The sequence below is a fragment of the Spongiibacter tropicus DSM 19543 genome (genome assembly GCF_000420325.1).
GTDB classification, from domain to species: Bacteria; Pseudomonadota; Gammaproteobacteria; order Pseudomonadales; family Spongiibacteraceae; genus Spongiibacter; species Spongiibacter tropicus.
This window is the reverse complement of record NZ_ATUS01000002.1, coordinates 1-24,366: the sequence shown is the minus strand read 5'-3', so window position 1 is coordinate 24,366 and position 24,366 is coordinate 1. Positions and strand designations below refer to the sequence as shown.

At 57.1% G+C, this 24,366-nt stretch carries 22 protein-coding genes; 12 read left to right on the top strand and 10 right to left on the bottom strand.

What is annotated here, in order from left to right:
* The first annotated feature begins 16 nt into the window (after positions 1–16).
* The 5 genes from G411_RS0111785 (at position 17) to G411_RS0111765 (ending at position 4,762) form a co-directional block, all read left to right on the top strand.
* Complete coding sequence (locus G411_RS0111785; protein ID WP_022959414.1) at positions 17–1,861, top strand: putative nucleotidyltransferase substrate binding domain-containing protein; 1,845 nt, start codon at positions 17–19, stop codon at positions 1,859–1,861.
* A 12-nt stretch (positions 1,862–1,873) separates the two neighbouring features.
* The gene (locus G411_RS20290) at positions 1,874–2,506 is read left to right on the top strand and encodes a 3'-5' exonuclease (RefSeq protein ID WP_022959413.1); all 633 of its coding nucleotides are present in this window, start codon (positions 1,874–1,876) and stop codon (positions 2,504–2,506) included.
* 93 nt (positions 2,507–2,599) lie between these two features.
* A complete protein-coding gene (locus tag G411_RS20285; RefSeq protein WP_022959412.1) occupies positions 2,600–3,100 on the top strand; it encodes a PaaI family thioesterase in 501 nt (166 codons plus the stop codon).
* Positions 3,097–3,495: a PaaI family thioesterase gene (locus G411_RS0111770; RefSeq protein WP_022959411.1), complete on the top strand. Its 399-nt coding sequence runs from the start codon at positions 3,097–3,099 to the stop codon at positions 3,493–3,495. Before G411_RS20285 ends, G411_RS0111770 begins: the two co-directional genes overlap by 4 nt.
* A gap of 4 nt (positions 3,496–3,499) precedes the next feature.
* Positions 3,500–4,762 (top strand): TIGR03862 family flavoprotein, encoded by a 1,263-nt coding sequence (locus G411_RS0111765; protein WP_022959410.1) that lies wholly within the window; start codon positions 3,500–3,502, stop codon positions 4,760–4,762.
* Here the strand turns inward: G411_RS0111765 and recQ are convergent.
* Together recQ and G411_RS0111755 are read right to left on the bottom strand one after the other, a co-directional pair.
* On the bottom strand, positions 4,752–6,869 hold the full coding sequence (recQ, locus tag G411_RS0111760; protein ID WP_022959409.1) for a DNA helicase RecQ: 2,118 nt from the start codon (positions 6,867–6,869) through the stop codon (positions 4,752–4,754). The genes G411_RS0111765 and recQ overlap by 11 nt on opposite strands.
* Positions 6,869–7,402 carry a DUF2058 domain-containing protein gene (locus tag G411_RS0111755; protein WP_022959408.1) on the bottom strand — a complete coding sequence of 178 codons (534 nt, stop codon included), beginning with the start codon at positions 7,400–7,402 and terminating at the stop codon, positions 6,869–6,871. Before G411_RS0111755 ends, recQ begins: the two co-directional genes overlap by 1 nt.
* 146 nt (positions 7,403–7,548) lie before the next feature.
* Between G411_RS0111755 and G411_RS0111750 the strand changes: the two genes are divergently transcribed.
* Positions 7,549–8,592 (top strand): zinc-dependent alcohol dehydrogenase family protein, encoded by a 1,044-nt coding sequence (locus tag G411_RS0111750; RefSeq protein ID WP_022959407.1) that lies wholly within the window; start codon positions 7,549–7,551, stop codon positions 8,590–8,592.
* Between the two features lie 4 nt (positions 8,593–8,596).
* Here the strand turns inward: G411_RS0111750 and G411_RS0111745 are convergent, their stop codons facing one another.
* From G411_RS0111745 to G411_RS0111735, 3 genes are all read right to left on the bottom strand, one after another.
* Positions 8,597–9,811: a BaiN/RdsA family NAD(P)/FAD-dependent oxidoreductase gene (locus G411_RS0111745; protein WP_022959406.1), complete on the bottom strand. Its 1,215-nt coding sequence runs from the start codon at positions 9,809–9,811 to the stop codon at positions 8,597–8,599.
* A gap of 77 nt (positions 9,812–9,888) precedes the next feature.
* A complete protein-coding gene (locus G411_RS0111740) occupies positions 9,889–10,662 on the bottom strand; it encodes a ferredoxin--NADP reductase (RefSeq protein WP_022959405.1) in 774 nt (257 codons plus the stop codon).
* Between the two features lie 81 nt (positions 10,663–10,743).
* Positions 10,744–10,956 (bottom strand): hypothetical protein, encoded by a 213-nt coding sequence (locus G411_RS0111735; RefSeq protein ID WP_022959404.1) that lies wholly within the window; start codon positions 10,954–10,956, stop codon positions 10,744–10,746.
* A 215-nt stretch (positions 10,957–11,171) separates the two neighbouring features.
* Here G411_RS0111735 and G411_RS0111730 point away from each other — a divergent pair, with 215 nt between their 5' ends.
* On the top strand, positions 11,172–13,325 hold the full coding sequence (locus G411_RS0111730; RefSeq protein ID WP_022959403.1) for a TonB-dependent siderophore receptor: 2,154 nt from the start codon (positions 11,172–11,174) through the stop codon (positions 13,323–13,325).
* 66 nt (positions 13,326–13,391) lie between these two features.
* On the opposite strand, the gene G411_RS21510 is transcribed toward G411_RS0111730, so the two are convergent.
* The 4 genes from G411_RS21510 to G411_RS0111710 are packed head-to-tail and all read right to left on the bottom strand — an operon-like array spanning position 13,392 to position 17,985.
* Positions 13,392–13,754, bottom strand: a complete 363-nt coding sequence (locus G411_RS21510) for a nuclear transport factor 2 family protein (protein WP_022959402.1) — start codon at positions 13,752–13,754, stop codon at positions 13,392–13,394.
* Positions 13,754–15,007 carry an acetyl-CoA acetyltransferase gene (locus G411_RS0111720; protein ID WP_022959401.1) on the bottom strand — a complete coding sequence of 418 codons (1,254 nt, stop codon included), beginning with the start codon at positions 15,005–15,007 and terminating at the stop codon, positions 13,754–13,756. The genes G411_RS21510 and G411_RS0111720 overlap by 1 nt, the downstream gene beginning before the upstream one ends.
* A gap of 24 nt (positions 15,008–15,031) precedes the next feature.
* On the bottom strand, positions 15,032–15,781 hold the full coding sequence (locus G411_RS20275) for an SDR family NAD(P)-dependent oxidoreductase (RefSeq protein ID WP_022959400.1): 750 nt from the start codon (positions 15,779–15,781) through the stop codon (positions 15,032–15,034).
* Positions 15,782–15,795: 14 nt separating this feature from the next.
* Entirely contained in the window at positions 15,796–17,985 is a 2,190-nt protein-coding gene (locus G411_RS0111710) for a TonB-dependent receptor (protein WP_022959399.1), read from the bottom strand.
* A gap of 209 nt (positions 17,986–18,194) precedes the next feature.
* Here G411_RS0111710 and G411_RS0111705 point away from each other — a divergent pair, with 209 nt between their 5' ends.
* On the top strand, positions 18,195–19,166 hold the full coding sequence (locus tag G411_RS0111705) for a helix-turn-helix transcriptional regulator (protein ID WP_022959398.1): 972 nt from the start codon (positions 18,195–18,197) through the stop codon (positions 19,164–19,166).
* A 68-nt stretch (positions 19,167–19,234) separates the two neighbouring features.
* On the opposite strand, the gene ilvC is transcribed toward G411_RS0111705, so the two are convergent.
* Positions 19,235–20,710 carry a ketol-acid reductoisomerase gene (gene ilvC, locus G411_RS0111700; protein WP_022959397.1) on the bottom strand — a complete coding sequence of 492 codons (1,476 nt, stop codon included), beginning with the start codon at positions 20,708–20,710 and terminating at the stop codon, positions 19,235–19,237.
* A gap of 150 nt (positions 20,711–20,860) precedes the next feature.
* Between ilvC and ilvY the strand changes: the two genes are divergently transcribed.
* The 4 genes from ilvY to G411_RS0111680 are packed head-to-tail and all read left to right on the top strand — an operon-like array spanning position 20,861 to position 24,278.
* Positions 20,861–21,772, top strand: a complete 912-nt coding sequence (ilvY, locus tag G411_RS0111695) for an HTH-type transcriptional activator IlvY (RefSeq protein ID WP_022959396.1) — start codon at positions 20,861–20,863, stop codon at positions 21,770–21,772.
* 45 nt (positions 21,773–21,817) lie between these two features.
* Positions 21,818–22,648: a CDP-diacylglycerol--serine O-phosphatidyltransferase gene (gene pssA / locus G411_RS0111690; protein ID WP_022959395.1), complete on the top strand. Its 831-nt coding sequence runs from the start codon at positions 21,818–21,820 to the stop codon at positions 22,646–22,648.
* A 51-nt stretch (positions 22,649–22,699) separates the two neighbouring features.
* Positions 22,700–23,671 (top strand): protein-methionine-sulfoxide reductase catalytic subunit MsrP, encoded by a 972-nt coding sequence (gene msrP / locus G411_RS0111685; protein WP_028968376.1) that lies wholly within the window; start codon positions 22,700–22,702, stop codon positions 23,669–23,671.
* Between the two features lie 16 nt (positions 23,672–23,687).
* The gene (locus G411_RS0111680) at positions 23,688–24,278 is read left to right on the top strand and encodes a protein-methionine-sulfoxide reductase heme-binding subunit MsrQ (protein ID WP_022959393.1); all 591 of its coding nucleotides are present in this window, start codon (positions 23,688–23,690) and stop codon (positions 24,276–24,278) included.
* Positions 24,279–24,366 lie beyond the last annotated feature (88 nt).

Here is a 24,366-nt window from a genome sequence, read left to right as displayed (position 1 = left end):
CGATAAGGAGCCGATCATGAGCGATATGGCTGAACTGGCGCTAGTGCAGGATTTTATTGCCGAGTGCCTGCCGTTCGACAGCCTGGATGATGAGGTGCTGGCCGCATTGGCACCACAGTTGAAAGTTGCCTATTTTCGGCGCCAGCACCGCTTTGGGCCGGCGGATGGCGACGGTTTGTTTATCCTGCGCAGTGGCATGGTGGACGAGCAGCAGGAGAGTGGTTTGCTGCAGCGTCTGGAAAGCGGTGAAAGCTTCTCGCCCAATGTCGTCAAAGACGCCGACGCGGACTCGCGCTATTACCTGGCCGTCGAGGATTGCCTGGTCTATCGCCTGCCGGAAAATGCCCTGCAGGCGCTGCGCCGCCAACATCGCCATATTGACCGTTTCTTTCATGCCCGCGCTGAGCGCCGCTTGCGCCGGGCTGCCCGCTACCGGGGACAACCGTCGTTTCTCATGCAGCCGGTCACTGCCACGATGAGTGCGGACCCCTTGCAGCTCAGTGCCGACACGTCGATTAAAGCGGCGGCCAAGGCGATGACCGAGCGGCGTGTGTCGTCGGCCTTTATCACTGAGGGCGGGCAGCTGCGAGGCATTATCACCGATCGCGATCTGCGTAGTCGGGTCATCGCCACAGAGCTGAGTCCCGAGCAGCCTGTTGCGACGATCATGACCGCCCAACCCCATCGTGTGAGTCCGGATAACAGCCTGTTTGATGCGGTATTGAGCATGACCGAGCATCGGGTTCACCACTTGCCGGTGGTCGATGATGCCGGTCAACTTCAAGGGGTGTTAACCACGTCAGATGTGAATGTGGCTCGGGAAGACGACCCGATCTTTTTCGTACAGCGCCTTTCCCGCCTCGACAGTGTTGAGGCATTGCAGGCGCAGTTGGCAAGACTTCCCAGCCTGTTTCGCCAATGGGTGGAGGCCGATACACCGGCTGTTCAAATTACCCAGCTGACCACTGCTGTGAGTGACGCGCTGACCCGTCGCCTCATCCAGTTGGCCGAGCAGCAACTGGGGCCTGCGCCCTGCGATTACTGCTGGATGGGTTTTGGCTCACAGGCCCGAGGCGAACAGTTGCTGGGCGGCGATCAGGATAACGGCTTGCTGATTTGCGACAGTGCCAGCGATGCCGATATGGACTGGTTTGCGAGCTTGGCGGACTTTGTTTGTAGCGGGCTGGATCAATGCGGTTACGATTTCTGTCCTGGCGATGTGATGGCAAAATCCCCGCAGTGGCGGCAGCGCGCCCGCGACTGGGAGGCCACTGTCGATGCCTGGATGCGCAGTCCCAGCAGCGATGCGGTGATGCGCATCAGCATCTTTTTTGATCTGCGCGCCATTGCCGGTAAACGCGAATTCGCTGATCGCTTGCAGCAGCACATGCTGACGCACAGCCAGCGCAATACCATTTTCCTTGCTGCCTTGGCAGAAAATGTCCTGTCCAGCTCCCCGCCGCTCAGTTTGTTTGGACGATTTATTCTGGAACGCAGTGGCGAGCATCGACAGGGGCTGGACCTGAAAAAGCGCGGTGTCTTGCCGATCATCGAGCTGGCGCGGCTGCATTCTCTGGCCTGTGGCGTCAGCGAAGTGAATACTCATCGACGCTTACAGGCGCTGGTGAAAGCGGGTGCCATGACCTTGCTCGACAGCCGGAATCTGGAAGATGCCTTCACCCTGATCAATCGTATTCGCCTGCAACAGCAGGCCGCGCAAATTGCGGCGGGTGAAACGCCAGACAACTATTGCGATCCCCGCCAACTCAGTCGCTTGCAGCGTCACCATTTGAAGCAGGCGTTTCGGGTTGTGCATCAGGCTGAAGAGATCGTCAAGCTGCGCTATCGCGCCGGGGCCTGAGCGGTGGACGCGATGTGCTCTGCGCTGGCCCTTCGCATCAAGCGTCTGTCTCATCGTCAGCGTGCCGCCGAGCCGTTGCGGCAGTGCTGGCAACACAGCCCACTTCGCCCATCCCAAGACCGGAATGCCGATTACCTTGCGATTGATTTGGAAACCACGGCTCTGTCGCCAGATGAGGGGGAAGTGGTCAGTGCTGCCTGGGTGGCAGTGAGCCATGGGGAAATTGATCTGTCTTCGGCTGCGCATCGGCTGTTGCAGGCCAAGGGCGACGTCGGTGACAGCGCGACGATTCACCATCTGCGGGACTGTGATCGCGAGGGTGGGGAAGACGCGGAATCGGTGATTCGAGACCTGCTGTTGGCGGCCAGGGGCAGGACACTGTTATTCCACGGCGGGACGCTGGACATGGCGTTTCTGAATCAGCTCAGCCGCCGCTACTTTGCCGCGCCCCTGCTACTGCCCTACGTTGATACCCTGCAACAGGAACGCCGCCGTCGTCTCCGTCACCAGGATGCTTTGACGCCGGGTGAACTGCGTCTGGCCGACTGCCGCAAGCACTATAGTCTGCCTTCCTATCCCGCCCACAATGCGCTCAGCGATGCACTGGCCACCGCCGAGTTGTTTCTGGCAATGCGCAGTCGTTAGTTGCTTACCTTTTGCGGGCCGCCCCGGTAAACTGCCCGACGGCGCGTCGTTACTGCCGCGCAAGTCTAAAGTGATGTTGAGGGTGGGAGCACTATGGCACTGGATTTGGAAGAGCTGCGTCGTTTCGTTGATGTGGTGCTCAGTCAAAATGAAGGTGATCACTTCAATACGCTCGGTATTCGTGTGGAAGACGTCGCCCTTCACCGTGTCCGCATGTCGATGGCGTATGGCGAACAGCTGATCGGTGATCCGGATACCGGGGTGTTGCATGGCGGCGCGATTACAACCTTGCTGGATACCTGCTGTGGTTTCGCCGCGGCGACCGCGCTGGATGATCTGGGCATGACGCCGACCATTGATCTGCGCATCGATTATATGCGCGCGGCAACCCCCGGTAAGACCGTTTATGCCGATGCCGAAGTCTATCGGGTCAGCTCCAGCGTGATTTTTACCCGCGCCTTGGCGCATCACGGCGATACGTCTCGGCCGGTGGCCTCGGCCGTGGGAAATTTCTTTCGCATGGAGGCCGCCTTGTTTGAAGACTTGCGGCGGGAGTTCCGCGCTTCGGAAGCGGCGAAGAGGGCAGCACAATGACCACTCGTGAATTTCAGGCTCGTATTGACCGCATTCCCTACGCAAAGACCCTGGGCGTCGAAATCCTCGATACTGACGGCTGTTTTCTGCTGCCTGCCAAGAAAAGTAATATCGGCAATCCGACCCTGCCTGCGCTGCACGGCGGTGCCATCGCGGGCTTTATGGAGATGTCGGCGATTGTGCATGTGCTGGCCCACACCGGCAGTCAGAAAACCCCCAAGATCGTCGATTTTTCTATCGACTATGTGCGGGCCGGACGCTTCACCGATACCTATTCCCGCTGTGAAATGGTGTATCTGGGCCGCAAGATGATTAACGTCAGCATCAGTGCCTGGCAGGAGGATCCTGCCCAGCCGATTGCCAAAGCGCGTGCACAATTTCTGGTAAAAGACTGAACGCGTGACCACGTCGTCCGCACTCCCCGCTGTCGTTATTGGAGCTGGCCCGGCAGGGCTGATGGCTGCCGAACAACTGGCCGAGGCGGGAGTGCCGGTAGACGTTTTCGAGGCCAAAGCCACGGTGGCGCGCAAATTTCTGCGCGCCGGTATTGGCGGCCTTAATCTGACTCACAGCGACGCGCCCGCAGCATTTATTCAGCGCTATAGCCGCGGGCGGGAATGGCTTGCACCGTGGCTTGATGACTTCGATGCCGAGGCCCTGCGCGACTGGAGCCGCGAGCTGGGTATTGAAACCTTTGTGGGCAGCTCGGGGCGAGTCTTTCCCGTGCAGAAAAAGGCCGCGCCATTGCTGCGTGCCTGGCTGCGTCGCTTGCGTAACAGCGGAGTGAATATTCATGTTCGCCATCGCTGGCAGGGCTGGAATGACCGCGGCGAACTTTGTTTCGACACGCCGGCAGGTCGCAAAAACCTTCGCGCCTCAGTAGTGGTGTTGGCCTTGGGTGGCGGCAGTTGGGCGGCATTGGGGTCGGACGGCCAGTGGCTGCCGTTGTTGATGCAGCACGGGGTGGCTTGCGCGGCCTTTGAACCCAGCAATATGGGCTTTGAGGTTGCCTGGCCCGCGTTTTTACGCGGCGATCATGCCGGCGAGGCGCTGAAGAATATTGGCCTGTCATTCACTACTTGTGAGGGACAGCGCTGGACGCGTAAAGGCGATGCGCTGATCAGCGAATATGGGCTGGAAGGCAGCTTGATATACGCCGCCTCGGCGGCATTGCGGGGTTTGATCCAGCGCGACGGCCACGCGGATATTCACTGGGATCTGCTGCCGGATATGACCGCCGAGGCGCTGACGGAAAAATGGCGGGCGCAGCGCCGCAGTGAGTCGCTGAGTAATCGCCTGCGTAAAATCGGTATCAAAGGCAGCAAGCTGGCCTTGCTCAAAGCACTGACGAGCAAAGCCGAGATGCAGGCTGTCGATAAGACGCCGTCGCGGTTAAAGCAGTTGCCCCAGCGGCTGAGTCGCTGGCGGCCGATTGACGAGGCGATCAGCACGGCGGGAGGCGTTATGTCCTCCGCTCTGAATGAGGGCTTGATGCTGAACGCGCATCCCGGAGTGTTCTGCGCCGGAGAAATGCTGGACTGGGATGCGCCAACCGGTGGCTATTTACTGACGGCCTGCTTTGCCAGTGGTCGGGTGGCAGGTCGTGCGGCGGCGGCCTATATTGCCGCGCAACACCATGCTGATGAGCCGCTCAGGCGCTGACCGCGTCTGCGGCGCGCACGCATTCCAATATGCCGTAATCGTATTCGCCGCCCAGGGCTTCGTACACGGGCTTCAGGCGCCCGTCTTCACTGTGTTCAAAGGCGAAGCGAATTTCCTGCAGCGCGGCGTCGTCCAGTTCGATGACATCATCCAGTTCCAGCTCGCCAGCGGTGATTGCCGCGGCCAAATGCCGGTATACGGTGGCCAGGGTGAGTTCGCGGCGATGGGCAATTTCCAGCGGCTTCATACCCTGACAGAGCAGTTGCACGCTCTGTTCGGCGATATCGGTTTTGGGCTGGGTGTCGGCATTCTCCAGAATCACATCCAGAAAACTGTCGCCGTAGGCATCCAGTTTGCGTTGACCGATACCGGAGATATGGCTGAGCTGGTCCAGCGTTTGGGGCTGGCGCTCGGCCATTTCGGCGAGGGTGGCATCGTGGAAAATTACATAGGCGGGCACGCCCTGTTCTTCGGCCAGTTGCTTGCGGTGGGCGCGCAGCGCTTCCCAGAGGCGGCTGTGAGCGGTGTCGGCAAAGCTGCGGCGTTCGCGCTTGCCGCCGCTGACCTTGCTGAGTTTACGCAGGGTAAGCGCTTGCTCACCGCGAAGTACTGGCCGGGCAGATTCGCTTAACAGCAGGCTGCCGTGACCATCCAGGTCGACCTGCAACAGGCGCCGGGCGATCAGCTGTCGGAAGAGGCCGCGCCACTGGCTGCTGTTCAGCTCTTTGCCAACGCCAAATACGCCGAGTTTCTGGTGGCCGAACTGCTGGGCGCGATCACTGTCTTTGCCCAGCAAAATATCCACCAGATAGTTCACCCCGAAGCGCTGGCCGGTGCGGTACACACAGGACAGGGCTTTCTGGGCCGCTACGGTGGCGTCCCAGGTTTCAGGTGGGGTCAGGCAGTTGTCGCAATTGCCGCAGGGCTGGTCGAGATGGTCGCCGAAATAGGCCAGCAGCGCCTGACGGCGGCAGCTTTCCAGTTCGCAGAGACCGAGCATGGCATCGAGCTTGTGGCGTTCAACACGCTTGTACTGTTCGTTGGCCTCGGAGCTTTCCTGCATTTGCCGCAGGGTGATGACATCTTGCAGGCCGTAGAGCATCCAGGCGTCGGAGGGCAATCCGTCGCGCCCGGCACGACCGGTTTCCTGATAATAGGCTTCGATGCTCTTGGGCAGATTGAGGTGGGCGACAAAGCGCACATCGGGTTTGTCGATACCCATGCCAAAGGCGATGGTGGCGACAATAATCACACCGTCTTCGCGCAGGAAACGGCTTTGATGTTGCTGGCGTGTTTCCGTGGGCAGGCCTGCGTGATAGGGCAGGGCGTTCAGTCCTTTGCTTTGCAGCCAGGCGGCGGTGTCATCCACGCGCTTGCGGGATAAGCAGTAGACGATCCCGGCATCGCCGTCGTGTTCGTTGCGGATAAAGCGCAGCAGTTGTTCACGGGCATTGCCGTTATTCTCCGCGATGCGGTAGCGAATATTGGGGCGGTCAAAGCCATTATTGAAGACCTGCGCCGATTCCAAGGCCAGCCGTTGAATAATCTCTTCGCGGGTACGTTCATCGGCGGTGGCGGTGAGGGCAATACGCGGCACGGCCGGGAAGCGTTCGTGCAAAATCGACAGTTGGATATATTCGGGGCGGAAGTCGTGCCCCCACTGGGAGACGCAGTGCGCCTCGTCGATGGCAAACAGCGACAGCGGGCTGCGATCCAGCAGTTCCAGCATACGCGGCATCATCAGCCGCTCTGGAGCAACGTAGAGTAAGTCCAGTTCCCCGGCGAGCAGGGCCTGTTCGACATCCCAGGCTTCCGGTCCACTCAGGCTGGAGTTCAGGCAGGCGGCGCGCACGCCGTTCTGGCGCAGAGCGTCGACCTGATCCTGCATCAGGGCGATGAGTGGCGAGACAACAATCGCCGTACCGCTGCGTACCAGCGCGGGGATTTGAAAGCACAGGGACTTGCCGCCGCCGGTGGGCATCAGTACCAGCGCATCGCCACCGTCGATCAGTTGGCGGACGATGTCGGCCTGATGGTTGCGGAAATTTTCGTAGCCAAAGACGGAACGCAGAACGTCCAGTGCAGCGTGGTCGGTCGCGCTTTGCATTACCACATCAAATCGTCGGGAATCGGGTAGTCCGCGTAGGGGTCGTCTTCATCGACCTGATCGGCACCGGGCTGGTTGCGCACAAGAATCACCGAGGCATCGCGCTGGGCAATTTTCTCGGCGATATTAGCGGGTACCAGTTCGTACTCTTCCCCCAGTTTGCTAATCGCGATCATGCCCTTGGTGAGCTGGTTCTGCTGCGCGGACGTGACATAGAGCTTTTTGATCTTTTTGCCATCGGTGAACTGGTAGGCAACCTCACCGCCTTTGCGGTCGATACGGCTGGTGTTAACCAACTGCACAATTTGCGCATAAATCGCTTTTTTGTCAGCTTCGGCCTGGCGCTGACGCCCCAGCTCGCGGTCGCGTTGGGCTTTTTCTGCCAGCGCCTTTTCCGCTGCCAGCCGCGACTCATTGACCTGGGGTTTGCCCTTGTTGGCTTTCTTGGCCTGACGCTGCTCTTTCTTGATTTGCTTGGCCTTTTTCTCGTCGGCGAGTCCCGCCTTCAGCAGTTGTTCTTGCAGCGATGCCATGTGCCGCTCCGGTCGTGGATGATGATCGCGCTATTCTAACGCGGATTGCCCTGCGCTTCGATTCGCCTGAGCGGTTTGCAGCGAGGTATTGACGCGGTAGGTTTACAGACTGGGCTGCTGTTTACGACCAAGATCGGAGTCAGGCAATGGATGCGATGTGTTTGGAAACGCTGGGGGCCATCAGCGCCGACAGTGAACCACTGGTTTTTAAAAGGTTGCCAACGCCCGCTGCGGCGCCGGGTGAGGTGCTCATACACGTGGCGGCCTGCGGTGTTTGCCACACCGAACTGGACGAAATTGAGGGCCGGTTGTCGCCTGCGGAACTGCCGCGAATATTGGGGCATCAGGTCGTTGGGCACATTGCCTCGGTCGGCGACGGCGTGAGCATACGGCGCCCCGGCGAGCGGGTCGGGGTAGGCTGGATCGCCAGTGCCTGCGGTGAGTGTGAATACTGCTGCAGCGGACGGGAAAATCTTTGCGCTGACTTTTGCGGTACCGGTCTGGATATCGATGGCGGCTATGCCGAGTATATGGTGGTGGATGCCCGCTATGCCGTACCGTTGCCTGAGGGGCTAGAGGATATTCAGGCGGCGCCGATGTTGTGCGCAGGCGCCATTGGCTACCGCTCGCTGAGTCTGGCGGGGATTGAGAACGGCCAGCGGTTGGGGTTGACCGGCTTTGGTGGCTCTGCGCATCTGGTCTTGCCACTGGCTCGCCACCTGTATCCGGATTCGCCGGTATATGTCTTTGCTCGCGATGAGCAAAGCCGCGAGTTTGCCTGTTCGCTGGGCGCGGACTGGGCAGGGGATACCACCGATGCTGCGCCGCAGCCGCTGCATGCCATTATCGACACCACGCCCGCGTGGCTCCCGGTGGTCTCCGCCATGTCGCAACTGCTGCCCGGCGGCCGTCTGGTGATTAACGCCATTCGCAAGGAAGACCGCGACAATACGGTGCTGACATCGCTGGACTATCCCCGTGACCTGTGGCGAGAAAAGGAAATCAAGACGGTCGCCAATGTTACGCGTCGAGATATTGTCGAGTTCCTGCGGCTGGCGGCGGAGGCCGGGATTCGCCCCGAGGTCGAATGTTTTTCACTGCGCGATGCCAATCGCGCGCTGGTCTCCCTGAAAACCCGTCAAGTCCGTGGGGCTAAGGTATTAGTCATGGATGGCGACGCGGCCGAGTGATGCGTTATACCGCGAGTCCAGCACTGTAGCCGGACGACCAGGCCCACTGGAAATTAAAGCCACCCAGCCAGCCGGTCACGTCCAGCACTTCGCCGATGAAGTACAGACCGGGCTGCTGTTTGGCTTCCATCGTTTTGGAGCTGATACCGTCGGTATCTACCCCGCCTCGGGTAACTTCTGCGGTGCGATAGCCCTCTGTGCCCGAGGGTTTTAAACGCCACTGGTTAAGCTGCTCGCCAATATTGCGCAGGGCTTTGTCGCTGAACTCGGCCAGCGGCGTTTCACTGTGTTGCGCCCACCACAGCGGCTGCAATTCCGCGACCAGACCCTTTGACAATTTCTGAGCGAGTACGCTGCGCAGCAGGCTGCGGGGATGTTGCTGTTTGGCCGTCAACAGCCAGTCACCGGCATTGTCATCGGGTAACAGATTAATGCTAATGCTGTCGCCGGGATGCCAGTAGTTGGATATCTGCAGCATTGACGGGCCACTCATCCCTCGATGCGTAAACAACAGGGCCTCGCGGAATGTTCGATTATTCGCGCTGACTTCCACGTCGAGGGCAAGCCCGGACAGGCGCTCGCAAAGGCCTTTCATCTGATCACTGAACATAAAGGGCACCAGCGCGGCGTCGCGTGGGGTGAGCTGCAGGCCAAACTGTCGAGCGAGGTCGTAACCAATACCGCTGCCGCCCAGTGTGGGTATCGACAGGCCGCCGGTGGCCACTACCAGTGATTCGCAGTGCAGGCGCTCCTCACCCTGCGGCGTGCTGACGGCCAGTTCGTAGCGATAGTCGTCTTCTTTCTGTGCGGTTACCTGAGTCAGTTCGCAGTGGGTGCGGATGTCGGCACCGGCGCTGGCGCATTCGTCCAGCAGCATATTGAGAATGTCTTTGGCGGAGTCGAGGCAGAATAACTGGTTGTGTTTGCGCTCTTCATAGGCGATGTTGTAGCGCTCGACCATGGCGATGAAATCCCATTGGTTGAAGCGAGTCAGGGCCGCTTTACAGAAATGTCGATTGCCGGAAATAAAATTATCAGCTTCGACAAAGTGGTTAGTGAAATTGCAGCGGCCGCCGCCGGACATCAGGATTTTCTTGCCGACTTTGTTGGCGCGTTCCAGCACCAGTACCCGGCGTCCGCGCTGTGCGGCGGTAAAGGCACAGAACAACCCCGACGCTCCCGCGCCGAGGATAATAACGTCATAGTGCTGCTGGGACATGGCGCGTAACGGAATCCTGCTGAAAGGCGCCTATTATCGCAGAGTTTGGACGCAGCCGCTTCACCGGCGCGTCGGTGTTACTGCTCTACAAATGCCCGCTCAATAACGTAGTCGGCCAGATGACCGTGACGGGATTCAGTGAAGCCGCGCTCATCCAGAATGCGGCAAAGGTCTTTCAACATGCTCGGACTGCCACAGAGCATAAAGCGGTCGTCGTCGCTTGTCGGCTTGGGAAGACCAATGTCCAGAAACAGCTTGCCGCTGGTCATCAGGTCAGTAATGCGACCGTTATGCTTGTAGGGCTCGCGAGTGACGGTGGGGTAGTAAATCAGTTGTTCGCGAACACAGTCGCCCAGGTATTCGTCCTGTGGCAAGGCTTCTTCAATCAGTTGTTGATACGCGAGCTCGGAGACATGACGAACGCCGTGGACGAGAATAATTTTTTCGAAGCGCTCATAAATGTCCGGATCGCGAATGATGCTCAGAAAGGGCGCCAGCCCGGTACCCGTACCCAGCAAATAGAGGTGCTTGCCCGGTTTCAGATTCCCGGCAATGAGCGTGCCTGTGGGCTTGGTGCTCATGATGACCCGGTCGCCAACCTGAATGTTCTGCAGACGCGAGGTCAGTGGTCCGTCTGGCACTTTGATGCTGAAAAACTCCAATTCGGGCTGATAGTTGGCGCTGGCCACACTGTAAGCGCGCATCAGCGGTTTTCCCTCAACCTCCAGGCCAATCATGATGAAGTGGCCATTTTCAAAGCGCAGGGATTGCTGCCGTGAAGTGCGGAAACTGAACAGGGAGTCGTTCCAGTGATGGATATGCGTGACGGTTTCCTGAATAAACTTGGACACTTGGGGCCTCCGCTGGGTGACGCTGCGCGATGAGGCCCATTGTATCATTAGTTGATAATGACTATCAATTGCGTTTGTGGTTTATTGTTGTCGCCACTGACTGCGAAGCACTGTGGCAATGATATCGGGGTCATTGAGTGGTCGCGTCGAAAGCTCTGCGGGGTCGAGTTCACCACTGCTGATCAGCTCTTCCAGACTCTCGCCGCTGAGGCGGCAGTGCTCGCGTCCGGTGTCACTGTTGAGCAGTCGCAGTTGAGGATCTTTCCGTTCAAGCCAAGCGTCGATGCATAACATGGTGGAGTCTCACTTTGCTGAATTTATGATAATGATTATCATTAAAATTAATAAGGCGCAAGCAATATAATGTGAACCGCGCGGAAAGCCCGATGAATCGGGAGATATACGTTACTGGACGTGGGCGATGAGAATAGCGGGTCGCTATCTTATTATTGATAATGATAATCCTTATCTTTAATGTGCGGGAAATTTTCCTTCGATAAGGCTCGCACATGACCAAACTTGGCTATTCGATTTCCCGCATTGTTCTGGGATTAGGCCTGTTCGCCGGTGGTAGCGCTTTTGCGGCTAGCGCATCGGCAGATCAGACATCGCCGGCGAAGCCGGAAGAGATTGTGGTTACCGGGAAATACACAATCAACGAGCAAATTGACACCGCAACGGGACTGGGTCTGACACTCTATGAAACGCCACAGTCGGTGAGTGTAATGACTTCTCAGCGCATTGAAGATCAGGACCTGCGTTCGTTGACCGACGTGGTAAATAATGCGGCGGGTGTCTCTGCCAAGGGGCTGGACAGTTCTCGTCAGCGTTTTTCGGCGCGCGGTTTTGATATCGACAACTATCAAATTGACGGGGTGCCGGTGACTTGGCAGTCCGGTGGCGATGCTGGCGAAACGCAGAGTGATATGGCGCTGTATGAGCGCATTGAAATTGTTAGGGGGGCCACCGGGCTGTTGACCGGAGCGGGGAATCCCTCGGCTTCGATCAATCTGGTGCGCAAGCATGCCAATGCTCGCGAGTTCAGCGGCGACGCCACGGTGACGCTCGGACGCTGGAACTCACGCCGTCTGGAGGTCGACCTGGGCAGTGCGCTGAATCGCAGCGGTTCACTGCGTGGCCGCACTGTGGTCGTGTATGAAGATGCGGATTCCTTTCGTGATTTCGCCAGCGAACGCAAGCGGGCGGTGTATGCGGTCGTCGATGCCGATATTTCCGAGCAGACCTTGCTGAGAGTGGGGGGCAGTCGTCAGGACAATCTGCCGGAAGGCTCAACTTGGGGTGGGCTGCCGGTGTGGTATAGCGACGGGTCCAGAACCGATTGGGCGCGGTCTACATCGACGGGGGCAAGTTGGACATCGTGGGCATCAACCGTCGAGAACAGCTATCTCGATGTTGTCCATGACTTCAGCAACAACTGGCGACTTAAATTGAACGTTAACCACAGTGTTAATGAGGCCGACCTTGATCTGGTGTATCTCTATGGCGTAGTCGATAAGGCCACCGGAAATGGCCTGGGTGCGTCACCGCGCCGCTCCGATACCGAGCGTGAAATGACCAGCCTGAGCGCCCAGCTAAGCGGTGAGTACACACTGTTTTCGCGCCAGCATGAATTAACACTCGGTGTACTCGACAGCCATCAGAATGAAGTCGGTTATGTGAGTGCGGTCAATTCCGTGCCCCCCGTCGGCAGTTTCTATGATTGGGATGGTCGCTATCCTAAGCCTAGCTGGGGTGCCAGCAGCAAAGATGTCGATATGGACACCCGGCAGTCCGGCATCTATCTCGCTACGCGGCTGTCCGTCAGCGACGCGTTTAAGGTGATTGTCGGCGGCAGGGTGTCGGATTGGGAGCGCGACGGTTATACCTTTGGCAATACCAAGGTGGCGTTTTCTGAGTCCGGGGTGTGGGTGCCTTATGCGGGGGCGCTGTACGACCTGAGTTCAAGGCATAAGCTGTACCTCAGCTATACCGAGATTTTTCAGCCGCAGAATTTCCAGGACATAACGGGGCGTTTCCTCGACCCGGTTCTCGGCAAGAGCCAGGAGCTTGGGGTGAAGAGCCGCTTTTTTAATGACGCACTGCATACCACGGTCAGTGTCTTCCGCATTGAACAAGATAAGTTGGGGCAGCTGGATGCCGGGGAAACCGTGCCCGGCACCGGGGGGCTCGGTCAGGCCTATTACGAGGCTGATGGCGCGGAAACTCAGGGGGTGGAGTTGGAGCTGGTCGGCCAGCTGGCCGACGGCTGGGATGTCAGCTTTAGCTATACCCGTTTCACCGCGGAGGATGCGAGTGGCGAAAAGGTGAATACCGATCAGCCTCGGGAAATGCTGAAGCTCTACACGACCTATCGCTTTGGTGGCGTGTTGAACAAGCTGACGGTCGCAGGTGGGGTGAACTGGCAGGGCGACAATTACACCGATGTCGACAATCCGGTGACGAGCCAGCAGGAACGGCTGGAGCAAAAGGCCTACAGCCTGGTGAACATGATGCTGCGTTATCAGTTCACTGAGCAATTGGCTGCACAGTTCAATATGGAGAATGCGCTGGACGAGACGTATTACAGCCAGATCGGCTTCTATAGCCAGCTTGAGTACGGCCAGCCCCGCAACTACAAGCTGTCGTTGAGCTATCAGTTCTGAGTGGTATCTGTATAAAAAGGCGGCCCCGGGGGCCGCAAACGGACGGGTGGTTATTGCTTGCCTTTTTCAGTTGGCGGCAATGGCGAAAGATTGAAGGCGAATCTTGCCGTCTCGAATGACCAGCGTGTCGGTGCCCAGTGCAAACAGTCCCGGAATGCGCCAGAGCAGATAGGCGCTGTCGCCCCGAATATCCTGGCGGGACACCTCCAGTTTTTCCAAGCTGCCCGGCGGGAGCTGGCCCAGAAAGTTCTGGAACAACTGGCGCAGAGGCTCCAGGCCTTGGACCGGGCCGTCCGGGGTGAAGACCGTGGTGCAGTCATCGTAGTCGGTCAGAATGCGGTCGATGTTGCCGTCCAGCAGGGACGCCAGGTGATGGCGAACAACCTCTTCGGTGCTGCGCTGGGTGCTGAGTGTGTCTGTCGAGGTCATTAGTCGTCACATCCTATAATGAGGGCTGCCGTGGTGGTGAGCGTTCCGCCAACATTCACCGTCATGGCGTTTTTTGCACCGCCGATTTGGTAGTCGCCTGCTTGGCCAGTGACCTGTTTGTAAGCATCCAGTGCCATGCGCACCCCGGTACAGCCGATGGGGTGACCTGCGCCCAGCAGGCCGCCGCTGGGATTGACCGGCAACCTACCGCCGGGGGCGATGCTGCCATCTTCGATGGCCTGCCAGGCGCATCCGGGCTGCACAAGCCCGCTGTGGTCAATAATCATGTACTCAGAGATATTGAAGCAGTCGTGAACTTCCATGAGGTCAACGTCGGTGACTGCTGAGAAGCTGGCACGCTGAAGAGCCTGTTGAATGGTGTTGTGCAGGTGCGGCATATAGTACGGGCTACCCGATTTTTGATTGATTTCCCGCTTGGTTTGCAGCTCGGTTGGCATGGTGGCGTGGCCGAAGCCCTTGATGCGTGGAATCTCTTCAAAGCGAATACCGCGCCGCTGTGCGTAGCTGCGCGCATAGGCTTCACTGGCTAGAAACACAAAGGCGGCGCCATCTGCCGTGCGACAGGTATCGTGCTTGCGAAACTCATCCATGGATTTCGGATTGGCAACGTCGTCTTCGATAAAGCAGGCTGGCGTTGAGGCATAGCTGCGACCTCGGGCATTGGGGTTTTTCCGGGCATTCTCCAAGTTCAGTCGGGTGATTTCCCCAAGGTGGCGGTAGTCAACGCCATAGCGCTCGCGGTAGTCGATCAGGAACTGGCTGAACAGATAGGGCCAGACCCAGTGGCCCTGTTTGCGTTCCGAGGGCCAGGCGTGGCTGCCAATAGCTTGGTCAACGGTGGCAAACTCTTTCAGGTTTGCGGTGTCGACCCCCATTACCTCTACACCGGCTGCGCAGACCACGTCATAGTAGCCCGCGCTGATATCGGCCATGGCGCCCAACAGAGCCATGCTGCCCGAGGCGCAGGCGGCTTCGTGTCGCCCGGCTGGCATTCCGGCAAGGCGGTGATCGGCCATGCCGAAAAAGCCACCCATCTGCGCATAGCCGGTCAATACGTCGCCGGAGGCGTTGCCAACATGCCCGCGTTGAATGTCTTCCGCGGGTAAATCGCATTGCTCGAGTGCTTCGGCTAATGTTTCCTTGAACAGATCGAAGACGCTCAGGCCTTCACTGTGCATGTCTCGGGCGAAGTCAGATTGTGCACCGCCCAGAACGTATACTGCGTTTGACATAAATGAACTCCTGTCAGAAAGAGATTAAAGGCCTACCCAGGTATTTGAATGCATCACCCCGCCATCCACGACCAGCGATGCGCCATTGATGTACGAGGCATGGTCTGAGCTGAGGAAGAGGACGGCGTTGGCAATGTCGGCAGGGACACCGATGCGTTTGCAGGGAATCTCCTGGGCGAGGTAGGCGCGTAGTTCGTCGAGATTCATATTGTCCAGACCTTCCAGTATTGCGGTGTCGATAACCCCCGGCAGCACCGCGTTGGCGCGCAGCCAAGGCAGGTCTTTAACCAGATGGTGGGTAAATTTTTCGAGCGCAGCTTTGGTGGTTGAATAGAGGAAGTGGTTGGCCCACTCAATACGGGCGGCCACCGAGGCAATGTTGACAATGGCGGGTGCCGCGCTGTGTTTCAGGTTGGGTATCAAGTGCTTGACCAGCAGCATGGGGGCGCGGGTATTGATATGGAAATGCCAGTCAAAGTCCTCCGTGGTGAAGTTGTAATCAACAAACCGTCCCACGCCTGCATTGTTAACCAGTATGTCAATGCATCGCCCTGACAGTTTCGAGGCCAGATCGCTGATCTGCTCCTCGTGCCGAAGGTTGCAAACGACGATTTCGAGTTGTGTCCCCAGTTCCTGTTTCAGCGAAAGCAGGGCTGCTTCATTGATGTCGACGGCGATCACCGTGGCACCGGAAGTCGTGAGCTGGCGGCAAATCTCTGCGCCGATACCGCCGCTCGCCCCGGTAACCAGCACGGATTTATGATGGAAAGTCATGGGTGTATCTCCTGTTAAAACGTGTAGCTGAGGTCGATGCCAATGCTGCGGCGATCGCCATAGAACTCGGAGATGAACCCGAAATTACCCTCCAGATCGGTGCTGTCCACGATGTACTCTTCATCGGTCAAGTTGCGTCCCCACAGCGCGATATTCCATTTGCCATTGGGGGACGTTGAGGACAGGCGTGCACCGATCAGCTCGTGACTGCCGAGTGAACTCACGTCTTCATCTTTAAACGCGTTGAAGTAGCGGTGGTCAGTGTAGGAGTAGTCGACCTTCGCCTCTACCTGCCACTCTTTGATATCGCCCAGGTCGTAGCTGAATTCGACGCTGAGGTTGACCTTTGGGGAGCCCGGCATGGGATTGCCTGACAGGTCACCGCCCACGCTGGAAATAAAGTCCTTGTACTCTGTGCGCAGGTAACCCCCTCCGAGATTCATGGAAAGCCGTTCGCTGATCAGGGCATTCACTTCCAGCTCTACGCCGTAGATCTTCGCGTCAGCGGCATTTTCCAGAGCAAATACCACGGGGGTGGTGGGGGTGCTGCCCGATACATAGGTGTAGACCTGCAGCTCCGAGTAGTCGTAGTAGAACACGGAGCTGTTCAGACGCAGCCTGCGGTCAAACAAGGTGGATTTAGAGCCGATTTCAAACGCCGTGAGGTACTCCGGGTCCACTTGAGTGACTTCATTGGGGTCGAAGAAGGAGCCCAGATTAAAGCCACCGGATTTAAAGCCGCGGGATAGGCTGGCGTAGAACATCCAGTCGTCGGTGGGCTGGTAATCGACGACAAACCGGCCGGAAACCGCATCCCAGCTCTCGGATAAGTGCCGTTCAGGTACCAGGGCAATGGGTGCGCCATTGGCTTGGTCATTGTAGTAGTTGGGGATCATGTCGCTTTTCAGGCGCGCCTCTTTCTCTTCGTAGGTGTAGCGGAGGCCAGCCGTCAGTTGCCAGCGTGGATTGAAGCGGTAATTCAGTTCGGAGTAGAGCGCGTAGGTGCTTGTATCCCGTGTCGAATAGCCGACGACGGGAAGTTGTGATCCTGCGGGGGCATCCCCGAACAGATTGGCTTCGGTGAGGTTCTCAAGATCTTCGCGAAGCAAAAACAGGCCGGTAACCAAACTGGTGTTATCGCCGATATCCCCGGAGATGTTGATTTCCTGCGTGATTTGCTCGCCGTCGGTATGGAAGCAGATTTCGTCCAGCGAGCTCGGACTGTGATCAATATCGCCGCAATAGTCGGTCGAGGCTTTTTCGAAGCCGGTGATGGACTTCAGGGTGAAACCATCGGTATCGAATGTGGTTGTCAGGCTAAACCCGTGAGTATCGCCATAGTGCTGCGATTTGCCGTTGAAGTTGAGTCGGCCGCTGTTGTTGGGGTGCGGGTCGGTGTAGCCAAAGGCATTGGTACCTCTGGGTTTGCCCTGATTGAAGTCGCTGCGGTCTACGGCGCCATGAAGATTAAGCAGCAGTTGCAGCCTGTCCGTCGCTTGGAAATCGAACAGGCCGCGCAGCGCGTGGACTTCCTTGGCGTTGGCATCCTTGCCGTTGTAGTCATTTCGTCGGTCGCCGTCATTGGTGGTGGAAATTACCGCCAGACGCCCATTTAGTCGCTGGCTGAGCTTGCCGCCAACGTAGCCTTCGACATCGCGTTGCTTGTGGCTACCCAGCGTCAGGCGTACACCGGCCTCCGTTTCTTCGGTGGGCATGTTCGAGTGAAAGGCAATTGCGCCACCGGTGGTGTTTCGACCGAACAGTGTGCCCTGCGGGCCGCGCAGTACCTCGATCCGCTGCACGTCGAAGAGCTGAGCGCTTTGCGATCCTGTGAGGCCCATGACCACGTCATCGACGTAAATACTGACAGGGCTGATAGTGGTGGCGTTGAAGTCATTGTTGCCAACACCGCGGATGAAAATATTGGGTTGGCCGCCGAAGGTTTTGATCTCCAGGTTGGGCGTTTTCTCGTCGATGCTCAGGGTGTCGCTGAATCCGAGGTCGCGGATGCTGTCTCCTGTGAAGGCGGTGATGGAAATCGGTACATCCTGGAGACTTTCCGACTTTTTCCTTGCCGTTACGACAACTTCCTCAACCTGACGGCTGGTGTGCTGGTTGGGCTCGGCGAAGGCCAAATGCCCCGGTGTGCTGAGTAAGCTCGCGATAAGCGCGCTGGGTTTCCAATAAGCTTGCAGACGGTTCATAGTTCTTACACTCGTAAATTATTGGTTTTATAACTGTGTTGGCAGTGTGGTTATGAAGCCTATCGCCGTCTGAAATGGGCTGCTTTCACAATAGCGAAGCAAAAATAGGACTAAAGGGAAGGGCCGTAACGCTGGTTTATTACTTTCTTGACTCTGTTGAAGAGAGAGTGGTAACACTGAGCTGAAATAAACATAAAAAAGGAGGCGTTATGACACCGGATATAGAATGGACGGCGCAGGCGTCACCGACGTTCTCGGTGTTTTCTCATTTTAGCCATGCGCTCAGTAAGGCTCATGAGGGTTGGAGCTTTAATGGCGTCGATGCCGGGGTGACATCGGATCAGGCTCTTCCCGCTTACGTTAAAAAATACAGTTTTGGCAGCAGCTTTCTCACCGATATTCTGGCCTTGCCGATGAGTGGCTGGCGTGAAGGAAAGCTTGAGATGACGAATTATCTGGCCATCTCCTATGTGGTGGATGGCGATGGCTATCAATTGGATGTTTGCGGTAATCGCTACGCGATGAAACGCGGGAATGTGTTTGTTTGGAATACGTCTCAACAGATATATTTTGAGTCGTCACAGGCCGTTCGGCAGCTCTCTATTTTCATTCCGCTCGGGCAGGCTTTTAACGTTGGTAAGCTGGTCTGCAAAGATAAACTCTATGTTCTTGATGAGAGTGAAACCATCTCCAATATTCTGCGCTCAATACTGTTGACGCTGAGAAAAAACGCGCACAAGACCTGCATCAGTGATGAGCTGTTTATTATCAACCCGGTCATTGAGCTGACTTGCTCCAGTATCAGTAAGCGGAATGCGTTTCAGCTAGAAAAGAAGCGAGGGCGGGAGCAGTGGCTGATAGAAATTCAGGATTACGTACGGAATAACCTGTTTGACGCGGACCTCTGTGTGGCAAGTATTTCTCAGGCATTGGGCATCAGTAAGCGATACATTCATCAGATCTACTCGGCTGAGACGGAAAGTCTGTCGCGCTGGATTAGCCGTCATCGCCTGGAGCAAGCTGCTCGTTATTTGAAAGATGAGAACTTCAGAGGCGTTTCTATTACCGATATTGCGTTAATGAGTGGCTTCAATGACAGTGGTTATTTCAGTCGCCAGTTTAAGATGGAATATGCACAAACACCTCGGGAGTATCGATTGGCGGGGTTGGCAGATCACTAGCCGGGATAAAAACCGGGATGCAATAAAAAAGGGCGCCACTGGCGCCCTTTTTGTCGACGGAAGAATTATCAAACGATCTTCTTCATGGCCGTCATGTAGCTACGCAGCTGGCGACCAACCACTTCAACCGGGTGGTTGCGGATTTCGGCGTTAACGGCAATCAGCTCCTGGTTGTCGACACCCAAGTCCTTCACATCAATACCTTTGCCGATAACGTCAGTAGAGACTTTGCTCATGAAGTCTTTCAGCAGCGGACGACAGGCGTGATCGAACAGGTAGCAGCCGTACTCAGCAGTATCGGAGATAACCACGTTCATTTCATAGAGCTTGCGGCGCGCGATGGTGTTGGCGATCAGCGGCGTTTCGTGCAGCGACTCGTAGTACGCAGACTCGGGCTTCATACCGGCAGCAACCATGCACTCAAAGGCCAGCTCAACGCCGGCTTTACACATGGCAATCAGCAGAATGCCGTGGTCGTAGTATTCCTGTTCGCTGATATCCATGTCGCCAGCGGGCGTCTTTTCAAACGCAGTTTCGGCGGTGGCGGCGCGCCAGCCCAACAGATTTTTGTCGTCGTTGGCCCAGTCTTCCATCATGGTTTTGGAGAAGTGACCACTGATAATGTCATCCTGGTGCTTCTCGTACAGCGGACGCATGATGTCTTTCAGCTCGTCAGCCAGCTCGAATGCTTTGATCTTGGCCGGGTTGGACAGGCGATCCATCATATTGGTGATGCCGCCGTGCTTCAGACCTTCGGTGACGGTTTCCCAGCCGTACTGAATCAGCTTGGAGGCGTAGCCGGGCTCGATACCTTCTTCGACCATCTTGTCGAAGCAGAGGATGGCGCCGGTTTGCAGCATGCCGCAGAGGATTGTCTGCTCGCCCATCAGGTCGGATTTTACTTCCGCGATGGGAGACGATTCCAGAACGCCTGCGCGATCACCACCAGTGCCGGAAGCCAATGCCTTGGCAATGGCCATGCCTTCACCTTTGGGGTCGTTTTCGCGGTGAACGGCGATCAGTGTCGGAACGCCAAAGCCGCGCTTGTACTCTTCACGAACTTCGGTGCCGGGGCATTTCGGACAGCACATAACAACCGTGATGTCGGGACGGATTTGCATGCCTTCTTCAACCAGGTTGAAGCCGTGGGCGTAGTCCAGGCAGGCGCCATCTTTCATCAGCGGCATAACCGCGTTAACTACGCTGGTGTGCTGCTTGTCGGGCGTCAGGTTCATTACGACGTCGGCCGTGGGGATCAGTTCTTCGTAGGTGCCAACGTTGAAGCCGTTCTCAGAAGCGTTCTTCCAGCTTTGACGCTTTTCGGCAATGGCGCTGTCGCGCAGGGCATAGGAAACGTCCAGGCCAGAGTCGCGCAGGTTCAGACCCTGGTTAAGGCCTTGGGCGCCACAGCCAACGATGACGATCTTTTTGCCTTTCAGGTAGTTGCAGCCATCAGCGAATTCGCTGCGATCCATAAAGCGGCATTTGCCCAGCTCTTCCAGCTGCAGGCGCAGCGGCAGGCTGTTGAAGTAGTTCTGACCCATGAGGGATCTCCTGCTTAGGTATTGATGAGATAAAAAAATTGGGTGGGAGTCTTTTCCCAGTGTCGCGCACTCTAGCAGGGGAAGTGTGTTGCGTAAATTGATATATAATCGATAGAGTGTTGAGTAAATCGGGATAAAGGTGGGCGTCCAATGAACAGTAAAGAGCTGGAAGTCTTTATCCATCTCAGCCAGTCGCTGCATTTTGGCAAAACCAGCGAGGCAATGCATTTGAGTGTCTCGGCAGTGAGTCGGGCGATTCAGCGCCTGGAGGAAGAGGTGGGCGTGAAGTTGTTCGAACGGGACCGCCGCCGGGTTCGCTTGACGGCTGCCGGGCGGGAGGTGTTGCGTTACGCTGAGCAGACCTTGCTTAGCTGGCAGTCGCTGAATCAGCGACTGCATCAGCAAGGGGAGGCTTTGCAGGGGGAGATTAGCCTGTTTTGCTCGGTGACCGCTTCGTACAGTGTATTAAATACCGTGTTGGAAGTGTTTCGGCAGCGTTATCCGGGTATTGACCTGAAACTGCATACCGGCGATCAGGCCGATGCCGTGGATCGTATCGCGGAGGGCAAGGAAGATGTGGGTATTACTGTGCGCCCGCCACAGCTGCCGTCGAGCCTGGACTACTTGCCGTTGAGTCGTTCTGCGCTGCAGTTGCTGGTGCCGAATATTCCCTGCCTGGTTTCCGAACAGATTGCACGTCACGGCGGTGATGTGGATGCAGCCTTGCTGGCGAGTCTGCCTTTTATTCTTCCCGAGCGTGGTGTGGCGCGGGACTTGATTATGCAGTGGTTCCGCCATCGCCAGCTTCGGCCGAATGTCTATGCGCAGGTCAGCGGTCATGAGGCTATTGTGTCGACGGTGGGGCTGGGGCTGGGTATCGGCGTGGTGCCAGATCTGGTGTTAGACACGTCCTTTCTGCGTGAAAAGGTGCGGGTGGTGACGCTCGATCCGGAACTGCCGAGTATGGACATTGGGGTGGTGGTGCGACGGCAGCGGCTGGCCGATGTACTGGTGCGTGCGTTTTGGGATTGCGCGCAGTCATCGTACCGCAGCGACAATTAATTTATCATGTGGGCCTTTCATTCCTTACTGGAGCTACGCTGAAAAATGGCTGATGAGCAAGCGGGTAAGAAGTCGATGCCGCAGTTTGAAAAAGAGGCTCTGCTGCTGATCGATGACCACGAAGAGGAAATCTCGGAGAACGGGAAGACCGTTCGCAAGCGGGGCATTTATCTACTGCCGAACCTGTTCACCACGGCGGCGCTGTTTTCTGGGTTCTTCGCGATTGTGTCGGCCATGAACGGTCAGTTTGAGGCGGCGGCCATTGCTATTTTTGTGTCGATGGTCTTCGACGGTCTTGACGGACGCGTGGCGCGGTTGATGAACGCCCAGAGCAAGTTTGGTGCGGAATACGACAGTCTTGCCGATATGGTGTCGTTTGGGGTGGCGCCCGCGCTGGTGGTGTTTAGCTGGGGCGTCTCTGAACTCGGCAAGTTTGGCTGGGCGGTGGCTTTCATTTATGTGTCTTGCGCAGCGCTGCGGCTCGCACGCTTTAACACCCAGATCGATACGGCCGATAAAAACTTTTTCACCGGATTGGCCAGTCCGGCCGCCGCCGCGGTGATGGCGGGGGTTGTTTGGGTGTCGGCGCAGGAAGGTTGGGTCGCTCAGGAATTACCGATCGAGTTGGCGGCAATAGCCGGGCTGCTGATGGCCGTCATCGGCATGCTGATGATCGTTAATGTGCGTTACAACAGTTTCAAGGGAATCGACTTTAAAGGGCGGGTGCCTTTTGTCGTGATGATTCTGGTGGTGCTGGCCTTCGGCCTGATTTCCGTCGATCCTGCGCGCATTCTCTTGGGTATTGCGCTGGTCTATGCGCTCTCTGGTCCCGTACAGGCCAGCTACCGACGACTCAAAAAACCGCCCTCGGTGTAACAAAAGCGCGGGGGCGGCATCTGAGTTATATCGATAACAGAGGGCGCAATGATGCTAATCCGCAAGCCAGCCGATATTCCCAGTAGCGAAGTTACCCCCGAATCCGTTTACCTGCGACGGCGGGGATTGATGAAGGGGGCTGTCGCTTTGGCTGGTGCTGCGCTTCTGCCGGGTGGCGTGTCGGCGGCGGAGTTGAAGGCGCTCAGCTACCGCGCCGCAGAGACTGCCGAAGACAATCCTTTTTACACCGGTGAAGCCCAGACCCCTTTCAAGGACGCGACCAGCTACAACAACTTCTATGAGTTTGGCACGGCTAAGGATGATCCCGCGCAATATGCAGCCGCACTGACAACAGACCCTTGGTCAATCGAGGTCGAGGGCGAGGTGGGTAAGCCCGGGCGCTACCATCTGGAAGATCTGCTGAAAGGCATGGATATAGAAGAGCGTGTTTACCGTCTGCGCTGTGTTGAGGCGTGGTCGATGGTTATTCCTTGGCTCGGTTTTCCGTTATCCACCCTGCTGGCCCGCTTTGAGCCCACGTCTAAGGCGAAGTATGTGCAGTTTGAAACGCTATTCCGCCCGTCAGAAATGCGCGGGCAGCGCTCGGCGTTCTCCACCATCGACTGGCCTTACACCGAGGGTCTGCGTATGGATGAGGCGATGCACCCGCTAACGCTGATGAGTGTCGGGATGTATGGCAAGGTACTGCCCAATCAGAACGGCGCGCCTATCCGCTTAGTGGTTCCCTGGAAATACGGTTTCAAAAGCATCAAGTCCATCACCAAAATCCGCTTTACTGAAAAGCAGCCTCGCAGTAGCTGGCAACGCATTGCGCCCGACGAATACGGTTTTTATGCCAATGTGAACCCCGAGGTCGACCACCCGCGCTGGAGTCAGCGCTATGAACGTCGGTTGCCCAGCAGCCTCTTTGCCCCTCAGCGAATAAAAACGCAGATGTTTAATGGCTATGCCGAGCAGGTGGCAAGCTTATATAAAGATATGAACCTGCGTCGTTACTATTAATCAGTAAGGTGTGAGCATGGCAAAAGAGGCGCTGCTGCGTTTTGGTAAGCCGTTGCTGATAGTGGCGGCCATGTTGCCCTTGGCGGCACTCATTTATGCGGCGTTGAGCAATGGCCTGGGTACAGACCCGGTAAAGGCCTTGATTGTTGAAACCGGGGAGTGGGCGCTTTGGCTGTTGCTTGCCTGCTTCGCGGTCAGCCCTCTCCGGTCGTGGTTCGGCGCGGCTTGGTTGCTGCGTTTTAGGCGGACGCTGGGGCTGCTGGCCTTCTTCTATGTGTCACTCCACCTCGTGGTGGTCAGCAACTATCTGTTCTTCTGGGATTGGGCGGTTGTCGGAGAAGAGCTTTCGGAGCGGCCCTATATTATTGCGGGCGTCTCTGCGTGGCTGCTGATGCTGCCGATGGCGGTTACGTCGAACAATTGGAGCGTTCGGCGCCTGCGCCGCAGCTGGCGGCGTGTCCACATGCTCATGTATCCCATCATGCTGCTCGCCTGGCTGCACATTGCCTGGCAAGTGCGCTCTAGTTATTTCGACGCAATTGTATACGGATTGATCATTTTTTCTCTTTTTCTTCAAAGAGTTAAAAAACTTCGAAAAAGCTGTTGACTCTCTTTGTCGGGTCTCTATAATGCGCCTCCTCGCTTGCAGAGACAGGCCTTCAGCCACCGGTTGAAGCGCTAAATATCCCGCAAGC